The following is a 12103-nucleotide window of genomic DNA, read 5'->3' as shown; positions in this document are numbered from 1 at the left end:
CCATCTGGAAGGCTTGAGAATGTGCTGAAAGGAATAATCAATGCGTCTTACTCGTCAGACGAATTATGCCATTCGCATGCTTATGTATTGTGCCGCCAATGACGGCAAACTGAGCCGCGTTCCGGAAATCGCCCGCGCTTATGGCGTGTCGGAGTTGTTTCTTTTCAAGATTTTGCAGCCTCTTGTCGAGCACAGTCTGGTTGAGACCGTGCGCGGACGAAATGGTGGTGTGCGTCTTGGGCGCGCAGCAAAAGATATCTCTTTGTTCGATGTCATACGCGTAACCGAAGAAAACTTCGCAATGGCAGAATGCTTCGAGAACGATGCCACTGAATGCCCGCTCGTCGATAGCTGCGGCTTGAATTCTGCGCTACGCGAAGCACTGAATGCCTTCTTCGGTGTTCTGATGAAGTACAGCATTGCGGATCTGGTTAAGGCGCGTCCCAATGTTCGCGCCTTGCTTGGTATCGATGAAGTTGAAGTAGAGCGCGTTGCCAGCTGATCTTTAGCTGCAACCGGAAAATACAAAAAGGCTGAGAACTGGATAAGTTCTCAGCCTTTTCTTATTGCTAGAGCATTTCCAGCAAAAGTGCGAAGCGGTTTTGCGTCGGATAATGCGAAAAAACAAAGAGATAGAGCATTTCCAATGATTCAAGAAAAACAGGAAATGCTCTAGAGCTTTTTACAGTGCCGCAGCATAAGCTGATTGCGGCAGCACGAATGGAACGCCCTGTGCTGGCGGCACCCCTACCCGCAACGAACATTCATAGACCCGTTCCAGCCGATCATCCGTCAGAGCATGTTGCGGCGTGCCGATAGTATCGAGTCTGCCTTTGTGCATGACCGCAATGCTGTCCGCGAACATGGCTGTCAAATTGAGATCGTGAAGGATCGCAATGACGCCGCCGCCTGCTGCTGCAAAATCGCGCGCAATTTCCATCACTGTGATCTGATGCTTGATATCAAGGCTCGAAATAGGTTCATCCAGAAACAGATAACGCGGCTTGCCGTCAACAACAGGCTTCCAGACCTGACACAACACGCGCGCAAGCTGTACGCGCTGCTGTTCACCACCGGAAAGCTCCTGATACAGCCTGCCACTGAAGCCCGCCAGATCGACTTTCTGCAACGCAAGATCAGGCAGCCTCTCCTGTTCAGCACCTGTTACACCGCTAAAGCCACCCGTCAGGCCAATATGCACGATCTCGCGGACGGTAAACGGGAATGACAAGGCACTGGCTTGTGGCAATACTGCACGCCGTGCCGCCATACGCCATGGCTTGATCCCTGAGAAATCTTCGCCATCGAGATAGGCCGAGCCGGCATAGGAAAGATCGCCCGAAAGCGCACGCAACAAGGTGGTTTTTCCAGAGCCGTTGGGACCGACGATCGCCGTCACTTCCCCCGGGCGTGCAACAAAATCGATGTTCTCGATGATTTGTTTGCTGCCGATGGAAACGCATAGGTTTTTGGTTTCAATCATCTCGTGCCTCACAGATCAAGAACGCCGCGCTGACGCAGCAATATCCAGAGGAAAAATGGAGCGCCACAAACTGCCGTGATGATGCCAATTGGCAATTCCGCAGGGGCAACGATCGTACGGCTCACAGCATCTGCAAGCAGCAACATGATAGCGCCGAGAAGTGCTGCCGAAGGCAACAGGTAACGATGATCCGGCCCGATGCTCAGACGGAGCATATGCGGCACCACAATACCGATAAAGCCAATACCGCCGGATATAGCCACAGTTGCACCGGTTGCCGCCGCCACTGTAACAATTGCTACGTTCTTGATCCGCTGCACAGGTATGCCAAGGTGTCCGGCTGCGGCCTCACCCAAGGCTAACGCATTGAGACCGCGTGCCAAAAACGGCGTTGCAACCAAAACAACGGCGATGATCGGACCAGCGGTGGCAATCTTGCCCCATGTGGCCCCGGCCAACGAACCAAGGCCCCAGAAAGTCAGGTCACGCAACTGGCGGTCGTCGGAAATATAGACAAGCGCACCTGTTGCAGCACCTGTGAGTGCTCCAAGCGCGATACCAGCCAGAAGCATCGTCGCTACAGACGTGCGTCCGCGCCGGGTCGCCACGCGATAAAGAAGAAGCGTGGTGATAAGTCCGCCAAAAAATGCCGCGAGTGGCAAGGCATAAAGGCCGAGCAGAAGATAAAGTGGAGCGAGTGCTGTTCCACCCAGAACAATCATCGATACGGCACCGAGACTGGCACCAGCAGACACGCCAACAAGACCCGGATCAGCAAGAGGATTACGAAACAATCCCTGCATAACTGCTCCTGAAACCGCCAATGCAGCACCAACCAATATTCCCATGACGATGCGCGGCAAGCGTATTTCCATGATGATCAGATGATCGCGACGGAATGCCTCAACGCTTTCCTGCGTGCCGAAAATGAGCGCACGCATAACGCTCAGAACAGAAGCGTCCGAAGCACCGGCCGTCAGGCTGAAGAGTGCTGTGAAGCAAAGGGCTACCGCAAGAATTATAATAGCCATACGGGCTCGCACGGAGCGATCTCCGGCATGCTTGCTGGTGACTTGATCACGCACGGCAACGCCCCCGGGATTTGCCGCGCGATCTTGGCTGGTCATTTCGATATGTCCTCACTGCGGGTTTCCGCGAGTGCCTGTCCGTATTCTCCCCCGGCAGGCATATATTTTAGAGCGCGTTTCGATCTGATTGAATCAGATCGGCGCTCTAAATATTTGTTTTAACGCGCATCTTTATCCGAAAACCGTTTCAAACTTTTCGGGATGCGCTCTAATTTGCGGCCTGCTTGCCATAGAGCTTTTCTGACAACTCGCGACTGGCTGCACCCGTGCGTGGACCAAAGCCAAGGAGATAGAGCGAATCCATCTGCACGATATTTCCGCTGCGCCCTGCGGGGGAATTCGCAAGTGCCGGGTTCTTCAGAAGGTCATCTTTCTGAATACTGTCCTTGCCGATATCCATGGTGAGGATCAAATCCGGTGCTGCCTTTTCGACAGCTTCATCTGTCAGCTGCTTGTAGCCTTTATAAGATTCGATGGCGTTCACTCCGCCTGCAAGCGTGATGATGCCATTAGCCCCCGTGCCGGTGCCAGACGCCATAATACGTCCTTCCTGCGCCGACATGATAAACAGCACACGCTTGCGCGGGTTCTGATTGGCAGAGATTTTCTGCGCGGCTTCCAGATCACGCGACACATCTGCTGCAAGGGCGTTGGCCTTGTCTTCTAGCCCAAGAGCTTTGCCAACCGCTTCAATCTTCTGAATCACGCTCTCAGCAGTGTGGTCGTCAGGAATAATAGCGATAGGAACAGAAGCTTTCTTAAGTACTTCCAGCGTTTCCGGGGGACCGCTTCCTTCCGATAATAGAATACCAGTCGGGTTGACTGAGAGAACGCCTTCCGGCGAAAGGCGGCGCATATAGCCCACGTCAACAAGCTTCCGGGCTTCTTCCGGATAAGTGCTGGTCTGATCGCGAGCCACCAGCCTATCGCCCGCACCGAGCGCATAGACGATTTCGGTCACAGCACCACCGACTGATACAAGTCGCGACGTATCAGTGATTTTTTCAACTGTATCGGCTTGTGCTACTCCGCCAAAGGCAAGCGAAGCAGCCAAAGCGGCCCAACGCCCGATGCTCGATGAAATGATTGACATGTTCTGTTTCCCTAAAGCACGCCGCGGAAAATTCGGAACCGACGCTCCGCTGAAGATGTGCATAAAAACTATGGTTCTGACTGCAGTCCGGAAATGAACGTCACTTCCGGACTGCACATCAGAACAAAGGCTTAGCTGCTATTTTTTCAAGCAGCGCTCGACTGCGGCAAGCGCGGGAGATTTTCAGCAATCATGCGCCAGTCAGCAAGTTCGACTTCACCTTCGTGACGCTCACCGAAGAACTGAATGATCAGCTCACCATTGGCGTCATAAGCTTCGAGCGATGTGACATGACCATCTTTCGTTGGCTTGCGAACGACCCAGGCGTCAGCAATGTGGTCGGCACGCAGATGCAGATGGAACGTCGGGTCAAGCACATTGAGCCATGGACCCATCGTCTTGATTTCCGCAATCGTGCCAGTGTGGATCTGAATACAGCCACGGCTACCGACAAAGCACATGATCGGGATCTGTTCCTGAACCACGTGGTTCATCATCGCTTCGACTGCTGAAAGATCAACGCGCCAGGCAAAGTCCTGTCCGGCAAGATGCACAGCCTGATGACGATCAACACCAAAGTCTTTCAACAGGCCGACAAACTGATGAACATCGGTCAGAGAGCCCCAGCGTTCGCGGAATGCATCGCCGTCAATAGTCGAAGCATCGGCTTTTACTGCCTTTGCAGCGATTGGCTTCGTTTCGATGGCTGGCGTCTGATCGTCGAGCAGCAATTCGGAAACGAGTTGCTCATAAGCTTCCAGATTGGATGCCGGACGAAGATGAATTTTGTGAACGGCTTCGCCCGATGCATCGAAAAACTGCAGGCTTCGGCGAACATGCTCACCATCAAGCTTTGCTACAGCAAAACCATGCACCCAATGCTTCGGGAATATGCGGAGATCGATTTCCTTACCGAGCGTAAGGGACGCGTGCGGACCCCAAATCGTCTTTTCAAAAGGACCGATCTTTTCATGCACAGCGCTTTCATTGCGCGTCAGCGCCATAACTTCGCCAAGCGAAGGCGCATGTTTAAGCAGGGTTTCCACATCTGCACGGATGCGGCGAGCAGAAATCGCGCTGTCAGCTTCTGCACCGGTGTAAGCCGCAATGAAATCGGCTTCCGATATCCCGAGACTTTGAGCGAAATCACGCTCGCGCATTTTCGGGTTATCTGCCCGTGCCTTGAGTATCTGCTCTGGGGAGGGCTTGGTCTGGGTCGTCATCTGTTGTTTGCCTATTTGTTCAGGATGAGCTTGCCTTGACGGGTGATCTTCAAACGATAGAGAGAGCCGCCATGCTCTATCGCCACTTCACGGGAACCGTTGAAGAGTTCACGGCTGCCATAAGTCTGGAGCTGCGGCTCGAGCGGAGATTCAGAAGTGCGCGCTTTGATTTGTCCGTCCGCAGCAAGGCGGGACTGGATTTCGGGCATGCGGCTGGAGACGCGTTCCCGCGGCAACCGCACCTGCATGTCGATGTGAATACGCCTGTTCATTTTTCTGCCTCTGCGCCAGTTATGGAGCCGTCTTGTTAACTGACCGAATGTCGACCAAATCATTAGTTGACATCTAAAGTCATGTTTAATAATCACTGCCTTACTGGATTAAACGAGTCAAGTTTAATTCTTGTTTTTTCCAGAGCAAGCCCGAAGGTTTCTCCTTCCAGCCAGCGTTGAGACTCCCCTCGGGATGGGGAGATCATAACCTATTGAGAAACTTAAATTTCTCACCTCCGGCGGGGCGTGAGAATTTTGCTTTGTCCTTCAGGAGAAACTAGGCAATGCGGGCAATAAACGGGGAACAGAAGCGGTCATTTTTGGCGAGCACCGGTCTCGCAGTCGTAATTCTGGCAATGGCGTCGGGTGCATACGCGCAGGAGCAAACTGCAGCGACTGACAGCAACGGCGTTGAGCTGAAACCTATTGTTATCAAGAACACACGTGGAACAAAGGGCTCGGTTTCCGATACACCTTTGGCAAACGTCACGACTGCTGACGAAATCCGCAAGAAGGACATCGAATCCGTCAAAGACCTGTCCAATACGCTGGAGCCTGGCCTTGCTGTGAACACGACAACTGGCAGCGTAAATATTCGTGGCCTTCAGGATGATCGCGTATTGACGACCATTGATGGCATTCCAATTCCTTATCTTGATGCGACTGTCCGTACAGATGTAAACGGCGGCGGAAGCGATGCATATGACATTTCCGCTCTCTCAACATTTGACGTCCTCTATGGCGCTGATGCCAGCCGTCTTGGTTCAGGGGCCATGGGCGGCGCCGTTGCACTGAAGACATTGGAACCTGAAGATCTGCTCGCTCCGGGCAAGGCATTTGGTGGTCTTGCTAAGCTTACCTATGATGGCTCCGACAAATCCTTCATCGGTTCTGCTGCTGTCGCTCAGAAAATACAGAACACCTCAGTTCTGTTCCAGGGTTCTTATAAGCGTGGTCATGAAGTTCAGGGCACCGGAGACATCGGCGGATATGGCGCAGCCCGTACAGAAGCCGATCCGAAAGATTATGATCGCAGCAATCTTATGTTCAAGCTGCGGCAGGAGCTTGAAGGTGGCCACACCATCGGCATCACAGCTGAACGCAATCGTTATGATTCCGACACCAATCTGAATTCGGATGCAGGGACGACCTACGACAATCGCGATTACAATCAAAACCGCAAAAATGATCGTGACCGTGTATCGCTCGATTATCGTTATGAGAGCCAGGATGATGGCATTGTAAACAATGCATGGGCAACCGTTTACTGGCAGAAGATGACACGATCTTATGGCACCGACACCATCCGCAAAGGTGCGCTCGCAGGTCCTTTTAGCCGCCACTACAAACTTGAAGATGAGCGTTACGGTGCAAGCGGTTATACCAATCTCGGCTTCGACACGGGAACACTTTCTCACTCGCTGACTGTTGGCGGTGATTTCAGCATCGGCAAAAGCACTCAGTCGTTTACAGGTGATGACGCATGTATTCGTGGTGTTCAAAGCCCGACCTGCGCATTCTTGCATATCAATCAGGCAGATACACCTGACGTCGACAACTATCGCTTTGGCCTCTTCGCTGAAGACCGTATCGAAATAGGCGATACGCCTTTTGCCATCACTCCGGGTATGCGGTTCGACTGGTTTAAGTATGAGCCAGATTCGATAAGCGGTTATGCTAACAATTCGGACAGCCGCATTTCGCCAAAGATCCGCTTCTCGTGGCAGGCCACACCAGCTCTTGAACTCTTTGCGCAGGTATCTACGACTTACAAAGCTCCGGAAATTGATCAGCTTTATGTCACCTACCTGTCTGCTGGCTATGGCACAATCGGCAATCCTGACCTTAACCCTGAGAAGGGATACGGCATCGATGTCGGCGCAAATTTCGGCGATCAGAATTCAGGCGGTAAAATCACGGCATTCGTGAACCGCTACAGTGACTTCATCGATACCGTAACCACCCGCACAACCGAATTTCCAATGGGCCTGACCGAGTATCGTAATCTCGATAAGGCGCGGATTGCCGGTATCGAAGTAAAAGCGCACCATAACTTCGTGAACGGCTTCAATGTGCACGGCACGTTGGCTTACGCGAAGGCTATGAACCTGGATGATAATATCCCATTGGCATCATCACAGCCCTTCAAGGGCGTGTTCGGTGTGGGTTACAATGCTGAATCCTGGGGCCTTGACACCAGTGTTGTCGCAGCGGCCTATGTTAATCAGACTATTTCAACCCAAACAGGGACACAAACACGTCGTTTGCCCGGCTATGGTCTCGTCAATCTGACAGGTTGGTGGGAGCCAAAACAACTGAATGGCACGCGTCTTCAGGCTGGCGTCTACAACATATTCGACAAGACCTACTACAACGCTATGAATGTAAACAGCTTAGCTAACGTGACTGAACGTTACTCAGAAGCAGGCCGTTACTTCAAAGTATCGCTGACGCAGAAATTCTAAAAACATTCGGGAGGCGACAGCCTCCCGAACATCAATCGTCGTGTCTACGAAGTCCACCCATCTCTGACCGCGGCTGTGGCCTTCATATCCCGAGATACGGCGCGGCGAGTGCGGGCCCTACCACCGCACTCGCCGGAAAACCGACAGGACACGGCAGAACATCTATGCGATTGTTCTGGAGATTTTTTGTAGCCAGTCCATCTTTGTAAAGAAAAGGATCAGCAATGTTCATCGCAATGAATCGCTTCAAGGTTCTCATCGGCAACGAAGCCGATTTCGAGACCGTTTGGAGAAACCGCGATTCCCAGCTCTCCGAGCTTCCCGGCTTTGAAAGCTTCAATCTGCTGCGCGGCGCGACCAATGAGGAAGAAGGCTATACGCTCTATTCTTCCCATACAGTCTGGCGCACTCGTGATGATTTCGTCTTCTGGACCAAATCTGAACAGTTCCGCAATGCCCACCGCAACGCTGGCAATAACAAGCCTCTCTATGCAGGCCCACCACAGTTCGAGGGATTCGAGGCCGTTGAAGGCGTTTGAGCCACTGTCACGCGGTGTTTTCCACATCGTGCGGCGAAATGGCGCATAAGTTTGAAGCAGGGCAAAAACTGCCCTGTTTTGCCCCATGTAAAAGTCTAATTAACGTTTAAAGATGGGTGCTTAACTCATATTTAGAATAATTCTAAGTTGTTGATTTTTAGAACGTTTCAAAAACATAAAATTTGACAGAACCACCCCACCCCAGCCATAACCTGACTTAAATTGGTGGGTTTTTAAAGACTTGCCCAAGACTACCTTTGATGTTCGGGCCTTTAACCCCTGCGATTGGAGGAACCTTTGTTCGGTTCAACACGGCATTTTGCCAATATTGAAGTAAAAATCGGCGCGATAAGCGGCATTTTTAGCGATGACAATAGCAACGAACAAAGTGCGTCACTCCGCGTTGTGAATTTTATACAATCACATAGCATTGCAGATGCTGGAGTTTACTTTTCATGCTAGTCTGCAGCTGCAACGTTATTACCGAAAAAGATATTGAAATCGTTGTTACGCAGCTTCTTGATGAAGACTGCTGGCGATTAATCGTACCTGGCACCGTCTATAACGCCATGTCCAAGAGCGGTCGCTGCTGTGGCTGCTTCCCAAACGTCGTAGAAACGATCATAAGGGTGACTGAAGAATACCATCTTCGTCACAACCAAATGGACGAAAACGTGGTCCTGTTCATGGATCGTGTGCGTTCTCTACGAGACAAATTCGGGAGTTCATGGAATGAAAGGCGAACCAAAGGTCATCGAGCGGCTTAACGAGGCACTGTTTCTCGAGCTTGGTGCAGTAAACCAGTACTGGTTGCACTATCGTCTGCTCAACGACTGGGGTTTCACGCGTCTTGCGAAGAAAGAACGTGAAGAATCCATCGAAGAAATGCAGCATGCGGACAAGCTGATCGACCGCATCATCTTCCTTGAAGGCCATCCGAACCTGCAGACGCTTGCGCCACTGCGCATCGGACAGAACGTCAAGGAAGTTCTGGAATGCGATCTTAAAGGCGAATACGACGCTCGCGCATCCTACAAGAAGTCCCGCGAAATCTGCGATGAACTTGGTGACTATGTTTCCAAGCAGCTTTTTGACGAGCTTCTGGCGGATGAGGAAGGTCACATCGACTTCCTCGAAACCCAGCTCGATCTGCTCGCCAAGATTGGCGAAGAACGTTACGGCATGCTCAATGCAGCACCTGCCGATGCAGCCGAATAAGTTCGGCTGAGCGAACTTTTAAACCGGAGCTTTGCTCCGGTTTTTTTGTTTTGGCTTTCGTAACGGTGTGCGAACACATAGGCTTGTTTTTTCAGAATCCAAGCCCGTGGAAGTTTATCATGACCGATACCACCATATCCATTCGCAAAGCCATTGACGCCGATCTTACGGCGATTGTAGCCATGCTGGCGGATGACGCGCTGGGGGCCACGCGCGAGGATAACAGCAGCCCGCTGAACCAATGCTACATTGACGCGTTCAAAGCCATAGACAACGATCCCAACCAATTGCTTGCCGTGGTCGAGCATGACGGGATAGTGGTCGGCTGCTTACAGCTCAGCTTCATTCCGGGATTATCGCGCAAAGGCATGTGGCGCGGGCAGATCGAGAGCGTGCGCATCACCAGTGATATACGTGGCGGTGGCATAGGCAGACAAATGATTGAATGGGCAATTGAACAATGTCGCAAACGCAACTGCGGTTTGGTGCAGCTTACGACCGATAAATCTCGTGCCGACGCGATACGCTTCTACAAGTCTCTCGGCTTTGTCGACAGTCACGAAGGTATGAAATTGTCGCTTTAACAAGGGCAAATAATCCGCTGATTAAAAACAAAAAGGGCGCTTGAAGCGCCCTTTTCTTTTAAGCCTGTCACAGTTTATTGCGGCAGCTTGTCGTCAACGCCTGCGACGTAGAAGTTCAGACCAAGCAAGGTCTTGTCGTCAGCCTGTTCGCCTTCCTTGAGCCACTCGGAGCCGTCCTGCTTCTTGATCGGGCCAGTGAACGGCTTAAGTTCACCCGACTTGATCTTGGCTTCGGTTTCCTCGGCCATTTTCTTAACATCGTCAGGCATGTTGGTGTAAGGCGCCATCTTCACGAGGCCTTCCTTCATGCCCCACCAGATGTTCTGGGTCTTCCACGAACCGTCAAGAACAGCCTTGGCACGGTCGATATAGTATGGACCCCAATCGTCAACAATCGCCGTCAGCTGGGTTTCAGGGCCGAACTTGATCATGTCCGAAGCCTGACCGAAAGCCTTGATACCGCGCTCATGTGCAACCTGAATTGGTGCGGTCGAGTCCGTATGCTGGGTGAGAATGTCTACACCCTGATCGACGAGAGCCTTGGCAGCATCCGCTTCCTTGCCTGGATCAAACCACGAGTTAACCCAGATAACCTTGACCTTGAAATCAGGGTTGACCGACTGTGCACCGAGCATGAATGAATTAATGCCCTGTACAACTTCCGGCACTGGAACTGACGCGATGTAGCCTGCGACGCCCTTGGTGGACAGCTTGGCTGCAATCTGGCCCTGTACATAGCGGCCTTCATAAAAGCGCGCATTGTAGGCCGCCATGTTGTCTGCGGTCTTGTAGCCGGTTGCGTGCTCAAACTTCACATCCGGGAACTTGGCAGCGACTTTGAGCGTCGGATCCATGTAACCGAAAGAGGTCGTGAAGATCAGCTTGTTGCCTGCACGCGCCAGACGTTCAATCGAACGTTCAGCGTCCGCACCTTCCGGTACGTTTTCGAGAAAGGTCGTTTCGACCTTGTCGCCAAGAGCTTCGATCATCTCCTTGCGGGCAACGTCGTGCTGGTATGTCCAGCCGAAATCCCCTGGAGGTCCGATATAGATGAAGCCGATCTTCAGCTTGTCTTCTGCATGTGCCGCCCCACCAAGCATAAAGCTGGCCGCGGTGGCGATTGCCAACAGCGTCTTTTTCATGTTCCCTGCGCTCCTTTTTTCACCCTCAAAATAAAACGGCAGACTGTGGGAGCCAGACCGCCGTTCAAAACTATTATCTGTCCGGCACGAAAGTTTTACCGAGCGACGCAGGTGTATTCATCATCGTCAAACGCCTGTTGCGCGAGATGATGACCAAAACCACGATGGTCGCGAGATAAGGCAATGCCGACAGAAACTGCGATGGCAGGCCAAAACCAAGCGCCTGCGCGTGCAACTGACCGATTGTAACCGCACCAAACAGGTAAGCACCGATCAGCACGCGCCACGGACGCCATGACGCGAATACAACAAGTGCAAGCGCGATCCAGCCACGCCCTGCCGACATGTTCTCGACCCATTGCGGCACATAAACGAGCGAAAGCTGCGCACCGGCAAGCCCCGCACAAGCACCACCAAACAACACAGCGAGATAACGGGTGCGCACCACATGCACGCCAAGCGCATGCGCCGAGCCATGGCTGTCACCAATGGCACGCAATTGCAGCCCCGCTCTGGTGCGGAACAGGAACCATGTCACGCCAATAACCAGCAGAATGGAGATGTAGAAGATCGGGTCCTGCCCGAACAGGAAACGGCCAACATAAGGAATATCACTGAGATATGGAATGCTGATTGCCTCAAGCCGCACACCCGGCATACCGACAAAGCTCTCGCCGAGCATAGCCGAAGCACCGATGCCGAGAATGGTCAGCGCCAGCCCCGTCGCAACCTGATTGGTCACAAGCGTCAGTGTCAGGAATGCAAAAATGCCTGAAAAGAGACTACCAACAAAGATAGCGGCGATCATGCCAAGCCAGGCCGAGCCTGTATATTGTGCGGCGGCAAAGCCCGAAACCGCACCCATCAGCATCATGCCTTCGACGCCAAGGTTCAGCACACCAGAGCGTTCGACGACAAGTTCGCCAATCGCTGCAATCAGCAAAGGTGTTGCAGCAGTTGCAATGGTGAGAAGGATTGCCTGTGTCAGATCCATTA

General features: G+C 52.4%; 13 protein-coding genes. 6 read left to right on the top strand and 7 right to left on the bottom strand.

Annotated elements, in window-relative coordinates; all coding sequences use genetic code 11:
- Nucleotides 1–40: 40 nt before the first annotated feature.
- On the top strand, nucleotides 41–502 hold the full coding sequence (rirA, locus tag ACSME1_RS16550; RefSeq protein WP_024900279.1) for an iron-responsive transcriptional regulator RirA: 462 nt from the start codon (nucleotides 41–43) through the stop codon (nucleotides 500–502).
- A 180-nt stretch (nucleotides 503–682) separates the two neighbouring features.
- On the opposite strand, the gene ACSME1_RS16545 is transcribed toward rirA, so the two are convergent.
- The 5 genes from ACSME1_RS16545 to hemP form a co-directional block, all read right to left on the bottom strand.
- A complete protein-coding gene (locus ACSME1_RS16545) occupies nucleotides 683–1483 on the bottom strand; it encodes a heme ABC transporter ATP-binding protein (RefSeq protein ID WP_024900278.1) in 801 nt (266 codons plus the stop codon).
- 8 nt (nucleotides 1484–1491) lie between these two features.
- Nucleotides 1492–2610 (bottom strand): FecCD family ABC transporter permease, encoded by a 1119-nt coding sequence (locus ACSME1_RS16540; RefSeq protein WP_024900277.1) that lies wholly within the window; start codon nucleotides 2608–2610, stop codon nucleotides 1492–1494.
- Nucleotides 2611–2779: 169 nt separating this feature from the next.
- On the bottom strand, nucleotides 2780–3664 hold the full coding sequence (locus ACSME1_RS16535; RefSeq protein ID WP_105706410.1) for a heme/hemin ABC transporter substrate-binding protein: 885 nt from the start codon (nucleotides 3662–3664) through the stop codon (nucleotides 2780–2782).
- 146 nt (nucleotides 3665–3810) lie between these two features.
- The gene (locus ACSME1_RS16530; protein ID WP_105706412.1) at nucleotides 3811–4887 is read right to left on the bottom strand and encodes a hemin-degrading factor; all 1077 of its coding nucleotides are present in this window, start codon (nucleotides 4885–4887) and stop codon (nucleotides 3811–3813) included.
- An 11-nt stretch (nucleotides 4888–4898) separates the two neighbouring features.
- Nucleotides 4899–5159 carry a hemin uptake protein HemP gene (gene hemP / locus ACSME1_RS16525; protein WP_024900274.1) on the bottom strand — a complete coding sequence of 87 codons (261 nt, stop codon included), beginning with the start codon at nucleotides 5157–5159 and terminating at the stop codon, nucleotides 4899–4901.
- Between the two features lie 320 nt (nucleotides 5160–5479).
- Here hemP and ACSME1_RS16520 point away from each other — a divergent pair, with 320 nt between their 5' ends.
- From ACSME1_RS16520 to ACSME1_RS16500, 5 genes are all read left to right on the top strand, one after another.
- Entirely contained in the window at nucleotides 5480–7624 is a 2145-nt protein-coding gene (locus ACSME1_RS16520; protein ID WP_435655049.1) for a TonB-dependent hemoglobin/transferrin/lactoferrin family receptor, read from the top strand.
- A 224-nt stretch (nucleotides 7625–7848) separates the two neighbouring features.
- Entirely contained in the window at nucleotides 7849–8163 is a 315-nt protein-coding gene (locus tag ACSME1_RS16515) for an antibiotic biosynthesis monooxygenase family protein (protein ID WP_024900272.1), read from the top strand.
- Between the two features lie 455 nt (nucleotides 8164–8618).
- Entirely contained in the window at nucleotides 8619–8930 is a 312-nt protein-coding gene (locus tag ACSME1_RS16510; protein WP_084486986.1) for a (2Fe-2S)-binding protein, read from the top strand.
- Nucleotides 8896–9381 (top strand): bacterioferritin, encoded by a 486-nt coding sequence (gene bfr / locus ACSME1_RS16505; RefSeq protein ID WP_024900271.1) that lies wholly within the window; start codon nucleotides 8896–8898, stop codon nucleotides 9379–9381. Before ACSME1_RS16510 ends, bfr begins: the two co-directional genes overlap by 35 nt.
- 119 nt (nucleotides 9382–9500) lie before the next feature.
- Nucleotides 9501–9965 (top strand): GNAT family N-acetyltransferase, encoded by a 465-nt coding sequence (locus ACSME1_RS16500; protein WP_024900270.1) that lies wholly within the window; start codon nucleotides 9501–9503, stop codon nucleotides 9963–9965.
- 74 nt (nucleotides 9966–10039) lie between these two features.
- Here ACSME1_RS16500 and ACSME1_RS16495 read toward each other — a convergent pair whose 3' ends face one another.
- Nucleotides 10040–11107, bottom strand: coding sequence for a BMP family ABC transporter substrate-binding protein (locus tag ACSME1_RS16495; RefSeq protein ID WP_024900269.1), 1068 nt, complete (start codon nucleotides 11105–11107; stop codon nucleotides 10040–10042).
- A 73-nt stretch (nucleotides 11108–11180) separates the two neighbouring features.
- On the bottom strand, nucleotides 11181–12101 hold the full coding sequence (locus tag ACSME1_RS16490) for an ABC transporter permease (RefSeq protein WP_024900268.1): 921 nt from the start codon (nucleotides 12099–12101) through the stop codon (nucleotides 11181–11183).
- Nucleotides 12102–12103: the final 2 nt, after the last annotated feature.

It is taken from the genome of Brucella pituitosa (assembly GCF_965577835.1).
In the GTDB taxonomy this organism is placed as follows: Bacteria; Pseudomonadota; Alphaproteobacteria; order Rhizobiales; family Rhizobiaceae; genus Brucella; species Brucella pituitosa.
This window is presented reverse-complemented; position numbering and strand designations above follow the sequence as displayed.

Coding starts and splice junctions, on each gene's coding strand:
- ACSME1_RS16545 (WP_024900278.1), bottom strand. CDS start 1,483: ATGATTGAAACCAAAAACCTATGCGTTTCCATCGGCAGCAAACAAATC.
- ACSME1_RS16495 (WP_024900269.1), bottom strand. CDS start 11,107: ATGAAAAAGACGCTGTTGGCAATCGCCACCGCGGCCAGCTTTATGCTT.
- ACSME1_RS16490 (WP_024900268.1), bottom strand. CDS start 12,101: ATGGATCTGACACAGGCAATCCTTCTCACCATTGCAACTGCTGCAACA.
- ACSME1_RS16540 (WP_024900277.1), bottom strand. CDS start 2,610: ATGACCAGCCAAGATCGCGCGGCAAATCCCGGGGGCGTTGCCGTGCGT.
- hemP (WP_024900274.1), bottom strand. CDS start 5,159: ATGAACAGGCGTATTCACATCGACATGCAGGTGCGGTTGCCGCGGGAA.
- rirA (WP_024900279.1), top strand. CDS start 41: ATGCGTCTTACTCGTCAGACGAATTATGCCATTCGCATGCTTATGTAT.
- ACSME1_RS16510 (WP_084486986.1), top strand. CDS start 8,619: ATGCTAGTCTGCAGCTGCAACGTTATTACCGAAAAAGATATTGAAATC.
- bfr (WP_024900271.1), top strand. CDS start 8,896: ATGAAAGGCGAACCAAAGGTCATCGAGCGGCTTAACGAGGCACTGTTT.
- ACSME1_RS16515 (WP_024900272.1), top strand. CDS start 7,849: ATGTTCATCGCAATGAATCGCTTCAAGGTTCTCATCGGCAACGAAGCC.
- ACSME1_RS16530 (WP_105706412.1), bottom strand. CDS start 4,887: ATGACGACCCAGACCAAGCCCTCCCCAGAGCAGATACTCAAGGCACGG.
- ACSME1_RS16535 (WP_105706410.1), bottom strand. CDS start 3,664: ATGTCAATCATTTCATCGAGCATCGGGCGTTGGGCCGCTTTGGCTGCT.
- ACSME1_RS16500 (WP_024900270.1), top strand. CDS start 9,501: ATGACCGATACCACCATATCCATTCGCAAAGCCATTGACGCCGATCTT.